The sequence below is a fragment of the Ligilactobacillus salitolerans genome, assembly GCF_003864415.1.
GTDB lineage: Bacteria > Bacillota > Bacilli > Lactobacillales > Lactobacillaceae > Ligilactobacillus > Ligilactobacillus salitolerans.
Window position 1 is genome coordinate 1 of record NZ_BFFP01000044.1, and the last position, 19824, is coordinate 19824.

The 19824-nt window shown below is 43.3% G+C and carries 23 protein-coding genes and 1 other annotated feature; of the genes, 1 reads left to right on the plus strand and 22 read right to left on the minus strand.

Translation table 11 applies throughout. The features are described 5' to 3' along the window. Positions 1-172: 172 nt before the first annotated feature. Entirely contained in the window at positions 173-907 is a 735-nt protein-coding gene (locus LFYK43_RS10505) for an amino acid ABC transporter ATP-binding protein (protein ID WP_124978075.1), read from the minus strand. Between the two features lie 292 nt (positions 908-1199). Here LFYK43_RS10505 and LFYK43_RS13015 point away from each other — a divergent pair, with 292 nt between their 5' ends. Next, the gene (locus tag LFYK43_RS13015) at positions 1200-1346 is read left to right on the plus strand and encodes an SPJ_0845 family protein (RefSeq protein ID WP_268226998.1); all 147 of its coding nucleotides are present in this window, start codon (positions 1200-1202) and stop codon (positions 1344-1346) included. Positions 1347-1380: 34 nt separating this feature from the next. Here the strand turns inward: LFYK43_RS13015 and LFYK43_RS10510 are convergent, their stop codons facing one another. The 21 genes from LFYK43_RS10510 to polA all read right to left on the minus strand — a co-directional run bounded on the left by LFYK43_RS10510 (position 1381) and on the right by polA (position 19532). Then, positions 1381-1680 carry a nucleoside triphosphate pyrophosphohydrolase family protein gene (locus LFYK43_RS10510; RefSeq protein WP_124978077.1) on the minus strand — a complete coding sequence of 100 codons (300 nt, stop codon included), beginning with the start codon at positions 1678-1680 and terminating at the stop codon, positions 1381-1383. Between the two features lie 60 nt (positions 1681-1740). After that, on the minus strand, positions 1741-2325 hold the full coding sequence (gene yihA, locus LFYK43_RS10515) for a ribosome biogenesis GTP-binding protein YihA/YsxC (protein ID WP_124978079.1): 585 nt from the start codon (positions 2323-2325) through the stop codon (positions 1741-1743). Positions 2326-2577: 252 nt separating this feature from the next. Continuing rightward, the gene (gene rpmF, locus LFYK43_RS10520) at positions 2578-2754 is read right to left on the minus strand and encodes a 50S ribosomal protein L32 (protein ID WP_124978081.1); all 177 of its coding nucleotides are present in this window, start codon (positions 2752-2754) and stop codon (positions 2578-2580) included. A 76-nt stretch (positions 2755-2830) separates the two neighbouring features. Beyond that, the gene (locus LFYK43_RS10525; RefSeq protein WP_124978083.1) at positions 2831-3388 is read right to left on the minus strand and encodes a DUF177 domain-containing protein; all 558 of its coding nucleotides are present in this window, start codon (positions 3386-3388) and stop codon (positions 2831-2833) included. A gap of 53 nt (positions 3389-3441) precedes the next feature. Further along, entirely contained in the window at positions 3442-4611 is a 1170-nt protein-coding gene (locus LFYK43_RS10530) for a nucleotidyltransferase (RefSeq protein WP_124978085.1), read from the minus strand. A gap of 18 nt (positions 4612-4629) precedes the next feature. Then, complete coding sequence (locus tag LFYK43_RS10535) at positions 4630-5391, minus strand: class I SAM-dependent DNA methyltransferase (RefSeq protein ID WP_124978086.1); 762 nt, start codon at positions 5389-5391, stop codon at positions 4630-4632. Further along, positions 5391-5747 (minus strand): ribosome silencing factor, encoded by a 357-nt coding sequence (gene rsfS, locus LFYK43_RS10540; protein WP_124978088.1) that lies wholly within the window; start codon positions 5745-5747, stop codon positions 5391-5393. Before rsfS ends, LFYK43_RS10535 begins: the two co-directional genes overlap by 1 nt. A 65-nt stretch (positions 5748-5812) precedes the next feature. Then, a complete protein-coding gene (gene yqeK, locus LFYK43_RS10545; protein ID WP_124978090.1) occupies positions 5813-6409 on the minus strand; it encodes a bis(5'-nucleosyl)-tetraphosphatase (symmetrical) YqeK in 597 nt (198 codons plus the stop codon). Next, positions 6402-7037 carry a nicotinate-nucleotide adenylyltransferase gene (locus tag LFYK43_RS10550; RefSeq protein WP_439957217.1) on the minus strand — a complete coding sequence of 212 codons (636 nt, stop codon included), beginning with the start codon at positions 7035-7037 and terminating at the stop codon, positions 6402-6404. The genes yqeK and LFYK43_RS10550 overlap by 8 nt, the downstream gene beginning before the upstream one ends. A gap of 17 nt (positions 7038-7054) precedes the next feature. Beyond that, positions 7055-7366, minus strand: coding sequence for a ribosome assembly RNA-binding protein YhbY (gene yhbY, locus LFYK43_RS10555; protein ID WP_124978092.1), 312 nt, complete (start codon positions 7364-7366; stop codon positions 7055-7057). A 25-nt stretch (positions 7367-7391) separates the two neighbouring features. After that, complete coding sequence (yqeH, locus tag LFYK43_RS10560; protein ID WP_124978094.1) at positions 7392-8516, minus strand: ribosome biogenesis GTPase YqeH; 1125 nt, start codon at positions 8514-8516, stop codon at positions 7392-7394. Next, positions 8509-9042: a YqeG family HAD IIIA-type phosphatase gene (locus LFYK43_RS10565; protein WP_124978096.1), complete on the minus strand. Its 534-nt coding sequence runs from the start codon at positions 9040-9042 to the stop codon at positions 8509-8511. Before LFYK43_RS10565 ends, yqeH begins: the two co-directional genes overlap by 8 nt. A gap of 203 nt (positions 9043-9245) precedes the next feature. Next, positions 9246-9605, minus strand: a complete 360-nt coding sequence (gene rplT, locus LFYK43_RS10570; RefSeq protein WP_124978098.1) for a 50S ribosomal protein L20 — start codon at positions 9603-9605, stop codon at positions 9246-9248. Positions 9606-9720: 115 nt separating this feature from the next. Further along, complete coding sequence (gene rpmI / locus LFYK43_RS10575; RefSeq protein ID WP_124978100.1) at positions 9721-9921, minus strand: 50S ribosomal protein L35; 201 nt, start codon at positions 9919-9921, stop codon at positions 9721-9723. A gap of 28 nt (positions 9922-9949) precedes the next feature. Then, positions 9950-10450, minus strand: coding sequence for a translation initiation factor IF-3 (gene infC / locus LFYK43_RS10580; protein ID WP_124978101.1), 501 nt, complete (start codon positions 10448-10450; stop codon positions 9950-9952). A gap of 45 nt (positions 10451-10495) precedes the next feature. Beyond that, positions 10496-10618: a sequence feature (ribosomal protein L20 leader region), on the minus strand. Between the two features lie 39 nt (positions 10619-10657). Then, on the minus strand, positions 10658-12604 hold the full coding sequence (gene thrS, locus LFYK43_RS10585; protein ID WP_124978103.1) for a threonine--tRNA ligase: 1947 nt from the start codon (positions 12602-12604) through the stop codon (positions 10658-10660). A 307-nt stretch (positions 12605-12911) separates the two neighbouring features. Continuing rightward, the gene (gene dnaI, locus LFYK43_RS10590; RefSeq protein WP_124978105.1) at positions 12912-13832 is read right to left on the minus strand and encodes a primosomal protein DnaI; all 921 of its coding nucleotides are present in this window, start codon (positions 13830-13832) and stop codon (positions 12912-12914) included. A 29-nt stretch (positions 13833-13861) separates the two neighbouring features. Beyond that, positions 13862-15250, minus strand: a complete 1389-nt coding sequence (locus LFYK43_RS10595; protein WP_229718020.1) for a DnaD domain protein — start codon at positions 15248-15250, stop codon at positions 13862-13864. A 26-nt stretch (positions 15251-15276) separates the two neighbouring features. After that, entirely contained in the window at positions 15277-15795 is a 519-nt protein-coding gene (gene nrdR, locus LFYK43_RS10600; RefSeq protein WP_124978107.1) for a transcriptional regulator NrdR, read from the minus strand. A gap of 195 nt (positions 15796-15990) precedes the next feature. Then, complete coding sequence (mutM, locus tag LFYK43_RS10605) at positions 15991-16818, minus strand: DNA-formamidopyrimidine glycosylase (protein ID WP_124978109.1); 828 nt, start codon at positions 16816-16818, stop codon at positions 15991-15993. Between the two features lie 50 nt (positions 16819-16868). Further along, entirely contained in the window at positions 16869-19532 is a 2664-nt protein-coding gene (gene polA / locus LFYK43_RS10610; protein WP_124978111.1) for a DNA polymerase I, read from the minus strand. Positions 19533-19824: the final 292 nt, after the last annotated feature.

The window sequence follows — 19824 nt, forward strand, 5'->3', positions numbered from 1 at the left end:
TTTGTCTAGGGCTTCCTTCAGATTCTACCTCGCAATAGACACCCTTGCCTTCGACTTGTGATACCGACCACTACGGCTCACAGCGGACTCACACCGCCTAGTTACTGCCCATGCCGGGCGCACCAAAAAAAGTGTTTTCTTCCAATAGATCATGAAGAAAACACCCGACTATTTAGAGTACTTTCGCTAAGAAATCTTGTCCCCGCTTAGTCTGCGGATGCTCAAAGACTTCATTAGGAGCACCAGATTCTTGAATATAACCATCAGCCATCAGCCAGATCCGATCAGCAACTTCTTTGGCAAAACCCATCTCATGCGTGACGACCACCATCGTCATCCCAGAATTAGCCAAACTTTTCATTGTTTCCAATACTTCGCCGACCATTTCTGGATCCAAAGCAGAAGTTGGCTCATCGAAAAGCATTACTTCAGGATCCATCGCTAAGGCTCGAACGATGGCGACCCGCTGCTTTTGCCCGCCGGACAAGCTGGCTGGATACTGTTCCGCCTTATCTTCAAGTCCAACTTGCTTTAAGAGTTCTTTGGCTTTTTTTTCAGCCTCCGCTTGGCTTTGGCCTTTCACTTTCATGGGAGCAGCTGTAATATTGCCCAAAACGGTCATATTTGGAAAAAGATTGAAGTTCTGGAAAACCATGCCCATTTTTTGCCGCAGTTTATTTAACTGTTTATCTGAGATCTGAGTCAAATCTTCCCCTTCAAAGACAATTTTACCGGCTGTCGGATGTTCGAGGACGTTTAGACAGCGCAGGAAAGTACTTTTTCCTGCTCCGGAAGGACCGATCACACAGACCACTTCACCTGAATCAACTTTTTCATTGATATCTTTGAGAACTTCACTTTTTCCAAAGGACTTTTTCAAATTCTGAATACTTAATAATTCTGCCATCTTATTCTTCTCCTCACCACTTGCTGCTGCACCTGCTACCTAAAGTCATTAGCAAAATTATATGCCAAAAAGTTTGTTTATGCAATATTAAATTCATTTTTGGTATTTTTATCCCTAATTATGGATATTTTTTCAACCGTTCTGTCTTTTTATACATTTTTAAAAAAAGTATTAAATTTCGCCGCCAGCTAGGCTGGTTCATTGAAATCAGACCCTAAAATTGCTATCCTAAAGAAGATATCAGAAAAGCAGGCATTTGCCTTTAAAAAGATCACTGGTATCAGAGAAAGGAATGTTAACTTTGAGTTTAAAAATTAACCGTCAGTCTGATCTCGATGAACTTTTCAGCAAGTTTGCTTTGGACCCGGACCGACAACCAAAAAAAGAACAAAAAGACAAAGACAGTCAGAAAAAAGAACAGCCAAAACCAAAAAAATGACTTTTCCGTTGGGAAAAGCCATTTTTTTATCCAGTTATTTTGAATGCGAAAAGCCGTGTGGATAACGCTTATTTAAAGTTTCAATGTTATTGCTGGCAACTTCATCAAATGGAATATCTGCCCATTCAGCGATCTGAGAAAGATACCACAAAACATCACCCATCTCATGGATCATCTCTTGCCGCTCCAGTTTCTTCCCCTTAAAAGTATAATCCTTAACGAGATCAACTAACTGACCGCTTTCTCCGGCTAAACCCAATGCACAATTAGTCAAGACCTGCTCATTGCCGTAAAGGGTCCGATTGGCTTTTTCTTGGTATTCATTAAACTCCATAACTTTTCCCATCCTTTTATTTTGGATTTTAACTAGCTTGACTACACAACGCTCACAACATTATTTTGTTTTGGCTTCGATCCATTTCCAGATCTCGTCTTTACCCGTCTTGTCTAAAGCAGAAAACAAAATCAATTCGTCTTGCGGACGCAAGTCTAAAGTCTTTTTAATTATGCTGAAAGACTGATTGCGTTTCCCTTTTTTAACCTTATCGATCTTAGTTCCCACTACCAGAACAGGCAAGTCATAGTAATGCAGCAAAGAAAGCATCTGCTGGTCTAGCTTAGTCGGGGCATGGCGCCCATCAACCAATGAGACCACGCCGCGCAGCTGCTGACGGGAAGAAAGATATGTTTCGATCATTTGTCCCCACTTATCACGTTCTTTTTGAGAAACCTTAGCATAACCGTAACCCGGGACATCAACAAAGTAAAGCAAAGACTCAATGTCGTAAAAATTCAAAGTTTGGGTTTTCCCCGGCTGACTTGATGTCCGCGCATAACTTTTACGGTTGATCAAAGCATTGATCAAAGAGGATTTTCCAACATTAGAACGACCCGCAAACGCGATCTCAGGGTAGTTGGTACTCGGATATTGTTCCGGCCTGACAGCGCTAATAGTCAGGTCGACATTATGAACCTGCATAAAATATATGCCTCGCTTTTCTAGATTATCTCTAATTTTATCATACTCACCATTATTCTACAGCGTGCAAAGTGAGAATAAATAACATTTTCTTGTTTTTTGAAAAGGAGCTTCTTGCTTAAAGCACACCAGCTGCACGTGCAAATGTTTCGTTGAAAAAAAAAGCACCCAGGACCGTTAGATCCTCGGATGCTTGATATGAATCATCTTGAGGGCCATGGTCCCTGAAAATGATTACGAATGTCTCATGGATTACTTGACTTTAACGACCTCTTTGTCGCCGTAGTAACCGCAGTTAGAACATACGTGGTGAGCTTGTCTTAACTCGCCGCAATTTGGGCATGCTGTCATGCCAGGAACTTGCAACTTGTAATGAGTCCGACGAAGTCTCTTTCTTGCCTTAGAAGTTTTTCTTTTTGGTACAGCCATCTTACAGGCACCTCCTTCACCTAGAGTAAAAATATTCAACAAAAAGAATTGTACCCTTTAAACCCGCTTTTTGCAACTACTCATCAGTTTCATCTTGATCAAAATAATGAGCTAATTTCGCCAAGCGCGGGTCAACTTGCTGATCCGCATCTTTTTGCTGTGTGTTTAACTGATCTTCAGCTAAGACCTGCCAGTTCTGACCAGCCTGTTGCGGTTGCCCCGCTGCTTTTTCAGCCTCAGTTAAAACCTGCATAGGAATTTGTAACAAAATGTTATCAGTTATGATCTTATCCAAATCAAGTAAATTATTCTCAAGAACAATAACAAGGTCCGAATCAGAAAATTCCGAAAAATCCGTCCGATCAGCCTCAACATAATTCTCGTTGATCAGAAAAGAAAGCTGAATTGTCGCCGGCTCCAAAGATCGAGTTGACGGCAAAGTCAAACTGACATGAACCTGAAGCTGACTGAATGCACTCACTGAATCAGCACCGATCACTCCTGTCACTTCAACAGGACTCACGACACTGATCGCTGGCTTACGCGTCTTCAGTTCCTTTTCTAAATTTAACTTTTCATTGACTTGGAGCGGTTCATCACCAAGCTGTTGTAGTTGTTTATACGACCACTTCATGCTATCTTCCTCCAATGCAACATGTTTGATTATACAGTGTCTATAGACCTTTGTCAACGTATTTTCCTTGACACCCCTGAAAATACAAAAGGAGCCCGCTTTAAGTCTTGTTCCTGCCCATTGAACAGCTGGTAAACCTTGCCTGCTCGGTAATCGACAGCCAGCTGTTTTTTCTTATCTTCTCCAGAAACCCGCGAATAGATCGGCCAGTCACAGTCTTTTTTGATTTTTGCCAACTGTTTTTGCCCTCGTTCGTTAAAACCCAGCAGCCGCAAATATGGCTGTTCATTGTAAGCGGCAACCTCATCTTGCTTGATATCTAATAAAATCGCAACTGCTAAACGCGCCAAATGCGTATAGGTAAAGCGTTTAGTTTTAACTTCTTTGACCCATTCTTCAAAAGTCATCGTCAACGGCAGTCGCTGAGTCAGATCCAATAGCCGGTACTCAATTCCTTCTGTCATGCCGTAGACCTGCTGCAGGTCAGAAATTTGACTGCTGATGATCCGATAACGCAGCAATGGCCAAAAGTCATTCCAAAACAAGAGCGGCCCCTTTTCCAGATCATGAAATGTACCAGCCGGCATATAGGGTGCCGCTGCTGGCTGAGAAAGAACGAAGTTTTTGCGGATCGCTGAAGCACTAGCGATAGTTTGCCCAGGATGTAAGGAAAGATCATGGTAACTTGTTTCGACACGCTGCAACGGATACAAGCGCATGGGCTCGCCTAAACGCAAATTAGCCTTAGCATAAGCCAAGCCTAAGAGATCATTCGGCTGGTCAACTGGGTGCCCTATGGTTTCAGTGATCGCGGCTTGAAATGTTTTTGCGTATGATTCGTCATAACGCTGAAAATTACCGTGCAGATCTGCCACTTGTCTAGCAAAAGTCATAAAATCATAGTTGCTGTGTTCAGCTCCAAAAAACAATTTATCTGCGCCAACTGTGTTTAAAAGCGACACTCCGCCAAAAGCAAAGCGATCGGCGGGTTGAACGCAAGAAAGTGTTGGCAGCTCCAACACCAGATCAGCACCATTCTCCAGGGCTTGCCTAGCTCGACTCCATTTATCCAAGCAAGCAGGTTCACCTCGTTGCAAAAAGTTTCCACTCATTGCAATTACGATCAGATCGTCAGGAAAACGTTTTTTGACCTGTTCAAGTTGATAGAGATGTCCGTTATGGAAAGGGTTATACTCCGCAATTATACCTACAACACCAGACATAGCCTCGCCCCTTTATACCTATTCCAGTTTACCGCCCGGTTTTTCACCAAGACGGCAATCAAAAAACCAGCGGATCGAATCCGACTTGACAGCCTGGCGGCCAAAGTCAGCCGTGACTGTAATTTGGGTAAAACCCGCCTCTTTGAGCCACTTTAAATATTTTTGCAACGGGTAGGTCCGCTCATAATGATATTCATTCAGGCGCTCAAACTGACCAGTCGAGTGATCTAAAATAAAGAATGTCAACTCGTGTTCGATCGCATGGTCGACATCAGTCGGATAACTGTGCCACAAAAAAGCCTGCTCATCTGTCTGAAAATTGTACATATAATCAGGAAAAATAGTATCCATCTGATAGGTACTGTGGACATCAAATAAGAAGCGGCCGCCTTTTTGTAAATGAGCAGCAACTTGTGAAAAAGCCAACTGCACAGCAGCTGGATCCGGCAAATAACATAGTGAATCCAAAGAGCTGATCACTCCAGCGTACTCACCCAGCGAACTCAGATCAGTCATATCCCCTTGATAAAACGGCACATCCAGCTTGGCTTCAGCAGTCCGTTGAGCAGCTAAACTGAGCATTTCTTCTGACAGGTCTAGCCCTTCAACCTGATAGCCGCGTTTTTTTATCAACACAGTTAAAGCTCCTGAACCACAGCCTAAATCCAACAGAAGTCCTTGATCAGGCGAGAAACGGCCGCCCAGAAAATCAAGCCAATTATCGTAGATTGTCTGGTCCATCAACTCATCATAAAGCTGCGCAAAAGTGGTATAGATCATTATTCCTCGACCCAGTTAGCAATATCCACGGTCGGTGCATCCGACCACAATTTTTCTAGGTTGTAAAACTCACGTGTCTCCTTTTGGAAAACATGCACGATCACATCGCCTAAATCTAGCAAGACCCAGTTAGAGGCATCTTTGCCTTCGATATCACGCACATCGTACCCAGCGTTTTCAGCTGCTTCTTGAATGTTCTCTGCAATTGCTTTGACCTGACGCTGCGAGCCAGCTTCCATGATCACAAAATAGTCTGCTAACAAACTCACTTGCTGAACATCTAATGCTGTGACATCTTCTGCTCGTTTGTTGTCGGCTGCCTTAACAACTACTTCCAATAATTCTTTACTATCCATCAATAATCTCCTTTAATAAGTCCTGACTGAATTAACTTTATAACACATCATTGACTGAGAAAATTTTAACGGCCTGCGACCCAAGCATTGTAAGTTAAAATTGCTGCCGGGTAGATCTGCGTATTGGAAGACAATAAATATTCCAATGTATGCTTAGTCTCAAATGATACTGCTCCTTGCAAATCGGCATAAGCTAAACTGCGAGCAATTTGGGCATCTGGAAAATCTCTGCCATCCTCAACAAAATCAGCCACATAAACGATCTGATCGAGCAGTGTCATCTCTGGAGCACCTACAGTATGCCTGGCGATCGCGTTTAAGATCTCAGGGTCTGAGATCCCCAATTCATCGGATACGATCTGAGCTCCAACAACACCGTGCCAGATAAAATTGCCCCAATTGAGCAAGTCAGGGTCCATCTGATGTGCTTGGATCACCTGCTTAAATTCAGCAGCGGAACGTTCCTTGGAATAATCATGGACCAAGGCCGCAATACTGGCTTTTTCTGGGGAAACATTATTGAGCTGAGCCAACTTGATCGCCGCTTTTTCCACACGTACAACATGGGCAAAACGATGGTCGCTTAACTTAGCTTGCACCCTTTCCAGCAGCTGCGCGCGTGTACCGGCAAAGTAATGGTGTGTATATACAATTTCAGTCACGGTATAAGCCTTCTTCTTTAATATAGTCTTCAACAGCAGAGGGGACTAAATATTTGATCGAACATCCCTGCTGTACTTTTTCACGGATCAATGTTGAACTGATATCGATCGTAGGGACATCTACCCATAAAAGCGGGTATTGGCTTTGAGTCCTAGCTCCAGTCCGCTTGACCCCAACGAATTTGACCATCCTAACCAGCTGGTCAATTTGATACCATTTCGGCAAATATTCAACCATATCACCGCCGATGATAAAATAATAGTCCGTATCCGGGTGCCGCGCCTGCAAGTCTTTAATAGTATCAACGGTATAACTTACACCGCCGCGTTCAATCTCGGTCGTATCTAATTCGAATTTTTCATTTCCTGTGATCCCTAATCTGACCATCTCTAAGCGCTGCTTAGCAGGCAATGCATCCTTATGATCAACATGGGGCGGCAAGTTGTCGGGCAAAAAGACGATCTTCTCCAATCCCAGTTGGCTTAAAACTTGTTGGGCCACGATCAAATGGCCATTATGCAACGGGTTGAAGGTCCCGCCCAACAAACCGACCCTTTTTTTCTGGCTGCCAAACATGACCTCGGGATAGGTCTTGACTTTAGGGATCTCAATTGTACTTGTATTCACAGTTCAAACCTCCAAGTTTACAGTTTTTCAACTTGGGCCGACAATTCACGCTGCTCCTTGTCGCTAGACTTTTTATACAGAACCAGAACATGCCCGATCCTTTGCACAACTTCAATTTGGCTGTTAGCTTCAACGAACTCGCTCACTTCATCTTCATCAACTAATGAGTTTTGCAAGATCGAAACCTTCAGTAATTCGCGCTTATCGATCGCTGCAACAACATTGGCTAACCAATTTTCACTTAGCCCATCTTTTCCGATCTGAAACAGCGGTCGTAAATTATGTGCCTGACTGCGCAAGAACCTTTTCTGTTTACCACGCAATGCCATTTACTTCACTCCTTATTTTATTTTCTTAAATCATTGCTTTTCTAATGATCACTCCGACGCCTGAAGGAGCGTAACCAGCTACTACTGAACCGCCTTTGACCGTGACCCAACCAAGGCCCTCAAAGACAATATCACTTTTTTCGCGGACCTTAAATTCAAACCGCTCTAGTGCCGGGAAAGTCTCCATTTCATCACTAGTCGGCGGCTGCAATAAGCCCCCTTGATGCCGGGCAAAAAATTCATCCGCTTTGATCAGTTTTGTGCGGTGGATCTGTAAATTATTATCTAGGTACACTACGATCCCATTGCGTTCTTGCGGTGCTTTGATCAGGTCGAAGCGTGCGAGCCCGCCAAAAAAGAGTGTCTGTCCAGCAGCTAACTGATAAACTTTGGGGCGAATCTCCTTTTGCGGGGTTGCCAACCGTAATTCTTTAGCAGAAAGATAATGTGCCATTTGGTTTTTATGAATGATCCCCGGCGTATCGATCAGATTTTTACCATCATCCAAAGGGATCTCAATTTTGTCTAGAGTCGTCCCAGGAAAACGCGAAGTCGTGATCAAGTCCTGCATGCCAGTACTTTGCTTGATGATCTGGTTGATCAAAGTCGATTTACCAACATTGGTCACCCCAACAACATAAACATCTCGCCCCTTACGGTACTTTTCAATTGCAGACAGCAGTTCATCAAGCGCGTGCCGTTTTGTCGCACTAGTTAAAACCACGTCCACTGGATGGATTCCCTCAGCATTTGCCCGCTGACGGACCCAGTCCTTTAATTTAGAACGTTTTAACGAACGCGGCAGCAAGTCTTCTTTATTGCCGACCATTAAAACTGGGTTATTGCCGACAAAACGATGGATCCCTGGGATCAATGAGCCGTTAAAGTCAAAGATATCTATCACATTGACGATCAATGCGTCCGCTGAACCGATCTGATTCAGCAAGGCCAGAAAGTCATCGTCAGTTAAGGAAACATCACTGACTTCATTGTAATGTCTGAGACGAAAACAACGCTGACAATATAATTCTTCAGTTTCAAGTCCTTTTTCAATGGCCGACACCGGTGTATAACCCGGCTCTTTTGGATCATCGGACTGGATCTTGGCCCCGCAACCGATACAATATAGATCCTCAGTGTTTTCAATCATTCAGTGAATGCCCCCATGTTCTCTTTAAATAACCCTTTTTTAATAGTCGCTTTTTAACCACTCTTTCAGCAGCTCGGTTAAACTTCGTGATCCAAGCGTCAGTCTCGATCAGAGGTTTGACTAAAATACTGCGCACATGCGCATTGTTTGCGGCGGCGATATCAGTCATCAACTGATCACCGACCAAAACAATTTCAGAAGAACTGACCCGATACCGTTTCTTAGCGACATTGATCCCGTGACTGAGCGGCTTAAGCGCCCGCGAAACGAAAGGCAACTGCAACTCTTCTAGAGCCTTGGCAGCTCTTTTAGAGCTATTGTTAGTCACGACTACGACTGGGATGCCAGATTCATGCATCGTAACCAGCCATTTCTGTAACTGTGGAGTCCCATTCGGATTATTCCACGCAATCAAGGTATTGTCCAGGTCCGTTAAAATTAAACCGATCTTTTTTTCTCGCACTTCTTGCGGTGTTAAGTCATAGATCGATTCCAGCATCCAAGTTGGTCTAAAATCAGCAAGCATGTAGCACTAATCTCCTCTTCTAAACGAATATGTTAATTATAAATGATTTCGCTGCTTTTTAATAAGAATATGTTGGCGAAATCAACTTTCTTTTCAGCATGAACCGAGAATTTTCATATAAACGCAGGGTTCATCCTATATTAATATGTAAAAAGAGCTGAGCAAAACAAGAGTTTTGTCCCAGCCCACATTATCAAATAAGATTATTTTGCCAAAGCTGTTTTAGCTTGATCAACAAGTGCAGTAAATGCAGCTGGGTCATTAATAGCTAAGTCAGCCAGCATTTTACGGTTAACGTCGATCTCAGCCAGCTTCAAGCCATGCATCAACTTGCTGTAGCTGATCTCGTTTGTCCGTGCAGCTGCGTTAATACGAGCGATCCATAACTTACGGAAATTAGATTTGTTCTTCCGACGATCACGGAAAGCATATTGCTGACCTTTCATAACTTGTTGCTTAGCAACTTTGAAGTTTGTGTGCTTAGGGCCACGATAACCCTTAGCAAGTTTTAACATTTTTTTCCGACGCTGACGCGTAACACTGCCGCCTTTAACACGTGACATGTAAATTCCTCCTTAAATTAACATCCAAGCTAAACTTGGACTTCCCCAAACTTAGGGCAAAAATTTCTTCCGGCTCTAGCCAAAAGAATGAGTATAGATCCAACGAACAGGATGCTTATTTCATCTGTGAAAGCATCTGTTTGATACGCTTCATATCAGTTGAATCTACCATACCTGGCTTAGCCAATTGACGGCGTTGCTTCTTGGTCTTACCGTGGAAACGATGAGATGTATAGGCATGTGCACGTTTCAACCCACCATTTGCGGTCTTCTTAAAGCGCTTTGCAGATGCGCGATGTGTTTTTTGTTTTGGCATAATACAATTTTCCTCCTAGATTACCAGCCTATTTTTCGGCTAATGGGGCAAGCATCAAGAACATGCTGCGACCATCCATTTTTGGTTTTGATTCAACGGAAGCAACATCTTCGGTTTCCGTTGCAAATTTATTCAAGACATCACGTCCGATATCCTTATGCGTGATCGCACGTCCCCGAAAGCGGATCGATACTTTAACTTTGTCGCCCTTGCTCAAGAACTTACGCGCATTTTTGACCTTAGTATTAAAGTCATTCGTATCGATCGTAGGACTCAAACGAACTTCTTTAACATTGACGATCTTTTGCTTTTTACGGGCTTCACGTTGTTTCTTCTGTAATTCGAAACGATACTTGCCGTAATCCATGATCTTAGCCACTGGTGGTTTAGCCTTGGGTGCAACCAAAACTAAATCCAAGTTTGCTTGTTCAGCCAAAGCTAAAGCATCTTGTTTGGACTTAACGCCCAACTGACTGCCGTCGCCGCCGATCAAACGAACTTCACGCGCGCGGATACCATCATTTACAATCTTGTCTACTGCTATGATATTTCACCTCCAAAAAATTCAGAAGAGTAAGCAGAAAAAAAGTGGGTGTTTTCACACCCACTTATCCTCACATTTCAATGAGGTTATTTCGTAATTCTGCCCGAGAACTCTAGTCCCCTAGGCGAGAAGCGGGTGCTTCTGCTTTTTTCTCAACTACACCATGATACCAAGCTCATCAGGCTTTGTCAATTAATTTTTTCGGCTATAAGTTTCAATATCATGATTCAGCTCAGTAACGAACTCATCAAATGAGATGGTTTCTGTTTCCTGCTGACCGTATTTTCTGACAGTGACCGTATGATCGGCAACTTCTTGGTCACCAATTACCAAGGTATATGGGATCTTGTTGACTTGAGCCTGACGGATCTTGTAGCCCATCTTTTCATTCCGATCGTCAATATCAACCCGAATATGGTGAGCCAAGAGACGCTTTTGCAACTCTTTAGCACGTTCCAGATGCAGCTCGTTTTTAACTGGGATCACAGAAACTTGATGAGGAGCTAACCAAGTTGGGAAAGCACCTTTGTACATTTCTGTCAGATAAGCTGTAAATCTTTCCATAGTGGAGATCACACCACGATGGATCATGACTGGACGGTGATCTTCACCATCAGCGCCAGCATACTTCAGGTCAAAACGTTCAGGCAAAAGGAAGTCCAACTGAATGGTTGACAACGTTTCCTCGCCGCCCAGCGCTGTCTTGGTCTGGACGTCAAGCTTTGGACCGTAGAAAGCAGCTTCGCCTTCTGCTTCAAAGTAATCCAGGCCCATGTCATCCATAGCTGACTTCAACATCTGCTGTGACTTGTCCCACATCTCATCGTCATCGAAGTACTTTTCCTTGTTTTCTGGATCACGGTAACTTAAACGGAAACGGTAGTCATGAATATCGAAATCGTTGTAAACATCGATCATCAGATCCAAGATCTTTTTGAATTCGTCCTCAATTTGATCTGGGGCTACAAAGGTATGACCATCATTAAGAGTCATTTCACGCACACGTGATAAACCTGTCAATGCACCAGACTTTTCATAACGATGCATCATCCCCAATTCAGCGATCCGCAATGGCAGTTCGCGGTAAGAACGTTTATGGTGGTTATAAACTTGGATATGTGAAGGACAGTTCATTGGACGCAATTCCAAGAATTCACCGTCACCCATATCCATTGGCGGGAACATATCTTCACGATAATGATCCCAGTGGCCAGATTGTTTATACAGATCAACATTTGCCAAGATCGGTGTAATGACATGCTGATATCCGGCTGCCAGTTCCTTATCGATGATATATCGCTCTAAAGTCCGTCTGATCGTGGCACCATTCGGCATCCAATACGGCAGACCGGCACCAACCTTAGGATCAACGAAAAACAGATCCAATTGGTTCCCAATCACACGGTGATCACGTTCATGCGCTTCTTTACGCCGTTCTAACTCAGCATCCAATTCTTTTTGCTTATAAAAGGCTGTACCATAGATCCGTTGGAGCATCGGATTGCTGGAAGCACCCTTCCAGTAAGCACCTGCAACAGAAAGAAGTTTGAATATCTTAGCCTTACCAGTCGAGCCAAGGACAGGAGCGTAAGCCAACTGAACAAAGTCGCCTTGACGATAGATTGCAACTTGACCGTCAACTGCTAGTTCGCTAACGAGTTCCTTTTGGTAAGGATCGTTGCCGACAAGCTGGAGTGCTTCATTTTCACTCACATGATCCAATTCGATTTTTTCATCAGCCTTGATGATTTTTTGCATGTCAGCAGCTAAATCATCAAATTCAGTTTCAGCAACCTGTGTTTGTTCAGGCTTTTCAGTATCCAAGTGAAAACCGTGTTCATCAACTCTAGCCTCGCCAAAGTTCATGTCCGGATACTTGGCAGCCAAAACTTCACTGAGAACAAACGCAGCCGTCTGCCAGAGGACTTCAAGCCCTTCAGCTGAATCCTTAGTAATTATTTCAATTGCCCCGTCTTCGACAAGATTTTGACGGACATCGACCATTTTGTCATTAAACTTGCCTGCAACGGCTTTTTTAGCCAAACTTGTGCTGATCGAAGCAGCAACTTCTTGCACCGATACACCATTCTCAAATGCTTTTACATTACCGTCTGGAAAAGTTACATTGATCTGTGACATTTTTCTTTCCTCCTAAAAAATAAAAAAACGTCCCTGCCGCCAGCATAAGCCAGCGACAGGGACGTAGATACGTGGTTCCACCCAGTGTTCAAGTTTGTCTCTAGAAAACAAACTCCTTAATTCAGGTCGTTAACGGAAACCGTCCGGCCTAACTTTTCATTAGGCTTTGCATGAAAGTGGTAAACCGTTAACTGAGAAGTTTTCAGTCGCGCCTTCTCTCCCTGAAAATTGGGTCCATATCTTTCACATAATTTAATTATATTAAAACACTAAAATATTAGCTTGACAAGCCCTGAGGCGCAATTTTTTAATTTCGCCGATTGCGGCCGACCACATGATAATCATCCGCCAAGAAGCGGATCCGTTCCATGATCCGTTTAGCCTTTAAAGGTTCGGCTTCACCTCTGCTGTTGACCGTCAGGTATTCATCTTCCAACTGGCGCAAGGAAAGATTCGAGCTAAAGAATGTCGGCAGCTCTTCTTGCATCCGATACTGCAAGATCACTCCCAAGACGTCGTCTCTAAACCAGCTGCTCATCTGATCAGCCCCGATGTCATCTAGCATCAGGATCTGTGCTTTTTTAATACTCTCAATTAATTCGCCAGTCGAATTACTGCTGATCGAGCTTTTCATTTTGACGGCAAAAGATGGAAAATGCACGAGCGTAGTACTGTAGCCTTTTTCTGCCAGAGCATTAGCCAGAGCACCTAACAAATAGGTTTTACCGACACCAAAGCTTCCTTCCAGATAAAGTCCCTTATGAAATTCGTGAGGATTTTTCTGAAACTCTTGAAAAAACCTGAGTGCCGCATCAAAAATCTCTTCCCGTCCCTCTGGATCATAATCAGCCAACTGCGCATGGCGAATGGACTTGGGGAGACTAATAATTTTGACGCGGTTTTTAACTTCTTGCGCCTTTTTCTGAGTTAAATACTCCTTGGTTGGAGTATAAGTCACTTCAATGTGATGATTACTGAGCGTCAAATATGGGTAATAGCCTGGCATAAAGGTTTTCCCGCCCGCGGCGAGCTTTTTTTTGAAATTAACGAACTCATACAGCTTGCTGGCACTGCGAATGATATCTTCTTTAGTCAGCTCAGTCTGATGTTGACGCAAAAATTCAGTAACATCAGGATCCTGCTCGGCAGCAGCGATCAACTTCTGATAACGCGGTCCCCACTGATTGTCTTTTAATTGCTTACCTAGTATTTCACTGAGGCTTTCCATGCGCTCACCTCATTTCATGATAGTAGTTTTTACTTGTCGCGATCAATTTCGGCCAACCGCCGCTTGATCTCAGCTTGCAAATTAGCCTTTTTGCTGCTTTCTTCCTGAGAACTTTGCGGAGCCTGGTAGTCTTGCTGGGCCCAATCAGGTAGCTGTTCTTTTTGAACAACTGGACGTTTGGAACGATAATTACTTTTTTTGCTATAATTCGTCTTTTTCTGAGCATTTTCCGCCACAGAATTACGGACGGCAGCCATCGCTTCTTCAGCGGTTTTAATACCTTTTTGCGACCAACGAGCAGCTGTTCCTTCAAAGTAGTCTTGGCGCATCTCAGCGTAGCCGCGATCACCTAAATAATAATGGATCAAAACGTTGATCACTTGATTTGGAAGTGTCCGTTGCTTAACCAGGTTAGAAACCATGTAATTTTCCGCTTTGGTCGGAAAATTATTAGTCTGGTTCTTGAGTGCCTGTAGAAATTCCATGGGAGCAAAGGATTTGCAAGCCTCCAGCAATTCACGATCTGGCTGAGCACCAGAACTTTGCTCCGAAGCATTCTTAGAACCTAGTTGTGCTGCTTGTTTGCTTTCCTGTTGATCTGACTTCATTTGAAATTCAAACGAATTATGCGCTAATAATTTAAGATATTTAACGTTTAACTTATTGCTATTAATATCAATTGCTTCTTCTAACAGACGCACTAACTGCAATTCATCCAAGCCGTACAAGAGATGCAATGTCTGAATTGCATCCATGTTTTTCAATGCTTCTTGTTCTGGCACAAAAGATTTAGCTAATAACTGTCTGAAAAATTTTAAATCCAAGCTGCCGTTGTTTCTTTCAATTAATTGCTGAGCTTGCTCTTCATTTTTAGGAAGCGGCTTGGAAGCTGCATTCTTTAATAAAGTGCTGCGCTGGATCGGGAAGACTTCCAAGAAAGAATGCGTTACTTCTGTACTTCCTTCGACCTTAAATTCTGGTGGGCAATACTCTTCACGCAACTTACGGAAAGGCCCTTGCCCGACAGTTTCTAACAACAACGTACTCAGCAGATCATCTTTAAAGAAATCAGTTCCGAGCAAAGGAGCCTGCAAATAATACAGGTTCAGCTTACCCAGTCGATCCTTTTTTTCAAATGTTCGTAATAAGCCTAAACCTTCCAGCTTTTCTCGTGCCTCCAAGAAATCGCGCATGCCGACGGACAATGCCAGCAGCAATTCTTTGTTCATCGAGCGTTTAACTAGGTTCGGGTGCGTTTTGCCGTAACGACTCAATAAAACATAAGTGCCGTAAGCTTGAGACCCCATCATAGGAACGTATAGATCCATCAATGCCCGTAATTCCTGCCCGCCTGGCGTATGGTTGGCAACGACGACAAAACCGTCTTTAGGGGAAATGTCTTTTAAATTTTCAGTCACTGATTTCCCCCCTCCTGCTTTTTAATTTATTGAATGCTGCCCTTACCCTGATCCTCCGTCGAATCCGGTTCAGAAGTATCAGTATCATCTTTTTCTCTACTCATCAGTTCATTGAGCTCACTGACAAAGGAGCCCATATCCTTAAACTCGCGGTAGACACTAGCAAAGCGAATATATGCAATGTCATCGACTTCCACCAATTCATCCATCACATATTTACCTATCAATTGACTTGAAACTTCAGTCCCGCCTAAAGCACGAACCTTATTTTCAACGTCATCAACAATACTAGTCAGCTTATCCATCCCGACAGGACGTTTTTCGGCTGCACGCATGACCCCGCGTAAAATTTTATCCCGGTCAAACTCTTCTCTGGTACCATTTTTTTTGATCACTAACAGTGGGGTAACTTCGATCCGTTCGAAGGTAGTGAAACGATACCCGCAATTTTCACATTCGCGCCGCCTTCTAATAGCGTGACCACTATCAGCTGGGCGACTGTCTACAACACGTGAACTGTTATGATGACAGTGCGGACACATCATAATTTCCACCTCAATTAAAGTTCAATTAATTGTTATCAATAATCCTTGCAATGCTTGTTTCTCAAAATGATTTTACCATAAAAAGACACTTAAACAAACATTTGTCGGTCAATATTCGTGTTCTGCTGTCTTTAGCGGCACAAAAGAAACAACCTAAAATGATAGTCTGCAATCTGACCATTAGCCAAACCGTTTTTAAATGACTTGCTGACAGTGCGGGCAAAAATGAGTCCCGCGTTGTCCAACCACAATTTTTTGGATCGGTGTTTGACAACGCGGACACGGCTCACCCTTTTTTCCGTAAACATTTAACTGATTTTGAAAAGAACCGCTGTGTGAATTAGCATCAGTAAAGGTAAAGACTGTCGTCCCGTGCGCCGCGATCGCACGTTCCAGTTCTAAGATAATATTGTCGTGCAAAACCAAAGCTTGCTGCTCCGTAATATTTGCACATTTTGTTTCCGGGTGGATCTTTGTTTGCCAGAGAACTTCGTCAACGTAAATATTGCCCAACCCCACGACCAGAGTCTGATCCAACAACGCTGTTTTAACTGCTTTCTTCCTTCGATGCAAGGCTTGATAAAAGGCTTGAGCATCGAAAGTTTCCGGCGTAGGTTCTGGCCCTAATTTTTGCAGCGACGGCAGCATTTTCTCCATTCCGGTCTCAACTAGCTGCATGCGACCAAATTTACGGACATCATTATAGCGCAGCTGCGTGCCATCATCGAAGTTAAAAACAACATGCGTGTGCTTATCCAATGGTACGGCAGCATCCTTGACCGAATACTTACCTTCCATTCTGAGATGAGAAACCATCGTTAAGTCAGCGGAAAAACGAAAAAGCAAGTACTTGCCGCGCCGGTCGATCGCGCTGATAGTTCTACCGCTGACCTGTTCTTTAAATTCGCTTGGATCACCGACAATGATCTTGGGATAGATCACATCGACACCAATAACTTTCTTATCGATAACTAGGGCGCTTAAACCGCGCCTGACCGTTTCAACTTCAGGTAATTCAGGCATTTTTTCCTCCACCAAAATATCAATTTTTCACTTGAGCTGTTAAACAACAATTACTTGGCATCAAACCAGGTCTTGCCATGAGCACATTCGACTTTTAACGGCACACTCAGGTCTACTGCCGAATCCATCACACTAGAAACCAGTTTTTCAAAGTCAGCCAATTCTTCATGCGGGACCTCAAAAATTAATTCATCATGCACTTGCAGCAACATCCGTGCCTGCATTTTTTTGGCTCGCAGCTCATGATCCATTTTAATCATGGCCGCTTTAATGATATCAGCTGCACTGCCTTGGATCGGACTGTTCATCGCCGTGCGTTCAGCGAAGGACCGCAAATTGAAGTTTTTATTGTTAATGTCTGGTAAATAACGGCGCCGCTTAAAGACAGTCTCGACATAGCCCTGTTCCTGAGCCTTTTTAACAATTTGCTCCATATACTGTTTAACTCCAGGAAACTTTTCAAAGTAAGTGTCAATAAATTGTTTAGCTTGTTTACGGGTGATCCCAATATTTTGCGACAAACCATAGTCGCTAATGCCATAGACGATTCCAAAATTGACTGCCTTAGCTTGACGACGTAAATTGGGAGTCACATCTTTTTCATCAGCTAGTCCAAAAATTTCCATCGCAGTGTTGGCATGAATATCCCGGTCTGCTTTAAAGGCCTCTTGCATGTGCTCATCTTGTGCAATATGTGCCAGTACACGCAATTCGATCTGCGAATAGTCAGCAGAAAAGATCTCCCAACCCGGGTGGCTGGCTGTAAATGCCTGGCGGATCTTGCGGCCTTCTTCAAGCCGGATCGGAATATTTTGCAAGTTCGGATCAACTGAGGACAAACGACCAGTTGCTGTTAAGGTTTGGGTGTAACGAGTATGCGCTTTATGGTCCTCTTTAAAGACGACCTTTAACAGACCTTCAATGTATGTTGACTGAAGTTTGGCTAACTGCCGATAGTTCAAGATATTATCAACGATCGGCGACATTCCGCGTAATTGCTCTAAAACCCCCACTGCCGTTGAATACCCCGTTTTAGTTTTCTTGATCACCGGAAGCTGCAGTTTTTCAAAGAGAATATGGCCGAGCTGCTTGGGAGAATTCAGGTTAAACTCTTCGCCGGCTTCATTTACGATCTCCTGTTCTAATTCAGCCAAACGTTCTTTAAATTCACTGCGCATTGCTTCTAAACGCTGCGTATCGACCGTGATTCCAACAATTTCCATTTTGGCCAGGACTAAGGCTAATGGCAGTTCCAAGTCTTGATAAAGATCAAGCTGCTGGTTTTCTTTCAATTCATCAAAAAGCTGCTCTTTTAAAGCATGGATCGCTAACACCTTATGACTAAGGTGGTCAAAAAGCTGCCCGTCATCTTCTGGGATCTGCCGTTTAGCGCCTTTGCCATAAAACTCTGCATCGGTCTTAACCTGATCGTAGTGATGTTCACCAGCTAGTTCACCCACGTCATCGCTATTCTCAGTATTATTTAAGAGATAGGAAACCAGCAGCAAATCAAACCGGACCCCAGCCATCTGGATACCTAAGCGATTTAACCCCACATAAGTCCGCTTAAAATCAAAAACATCGAGTTGATATTCTTGGTCAGTTAAAATTTTCTGCAGAGGCTGCTCTTTTAACAAAGCGACATCTCGCGCTCCAAAATAATGATCATCGATTTTAAAGATAAAGCCGACAAAAGGTGCATTATGGTAGTTTTTACCATCCATTTCCAAGTAAAATGTGATCTCACTGTTCTTTTTGACTGGCAGTTTGTCCAGTTGATCTGCAGTTAAAATCGTCACAGGAAGTTTTTCAAAATCTACCTGCTGACTAGCATTAGGTGAGAGTTCATCTAAAAAGCTCTTGAAGTCTAACTCTTCAAACAGACTCCGCAACCCGTCCTGATCCGCTTCTTTGCGGATCGTATCAGCTAATCCCAAAGTCAAAGGTGCATTTTTCTTGATCGTAGCTAAGTCCTTGCACAAAAGAGCTGTCTTGCGATCTTCAATTAAATGCTCTTTCATCTTCGACTTTTTCATCTCATCAATGTTTTCATAAATACCTTCAATGGTCTGATACTGCTTTAAGAGCTTGATCGCAGTCTTCTCACCGATTTTCGTAACTCCTGGATAATTATCGGAACTATCACCGGCTAAACCCTTCATGTCGATGATCTGATCCGGCTTGAGGCCATATTTTTCTTCTACGTGAGCCGGTGTATATTCTTCGATCTCGCTAAAACCCTTTTGTGTGATCGCAACTGTGGTCTGTGCAGTGGTGAGCTGCGTTAAATCACGATCGCCAGTCACAATAATGACGCGATAATTTTTGGACTCTCCTGTCTGTGCCAAAGTTCCAATAATATCATCAGCCTCGTAATTTTCCAGCTCGTATGATTTGATCCCATAAGCTTCCAGCATCTTTCTGATGTAGGGGAACTGTTCGCTTAGCTCCCCCGGTGTTCTAGCACGACCGCCCTTATAATCAGAAAACTTTTCTGTTCTGAAAGTTGTTTTCCCAGCATCAAAAGCTACTAACACATTTTCAGGAGCATACTTCTTCAAAATATTGTCGAGGATCTTTTTAAAAACGTAGATTGCATTAGTGTGCAATCCGGAGCGATTAGTAAAGCTGCCTACATTTTGCAGGGCAAAAAAAGCCCTGAATGCAACACTGTTCCCATCAACTAAAAGAAGTGTCTTTTCTTTTTTCGTCATTGAATTTCTCCTTGAATTTGTTATGATTACTTCCATTTTACCAAATCTTGACCACAATTCGAACTGACGGCATGAAAATATTTGTTTTGGTTTGGTCAGCCTGCTGCTCATAATGTGCTGGCAGCATACAAAAAAGGGGACTACGTCAAATAGTGTTGATGGTCTCTGAAACTCTATCTTTTAGATGGGGTTTCTTTTTTCTCAATTGTTAAGTCAGTGTCTTTGCTTTTTCTCTTTGTCAGGAAAGGCTGTGCCGGGGGAGGCAAGCCTTTCCTGACAAAGAGTTATTTTT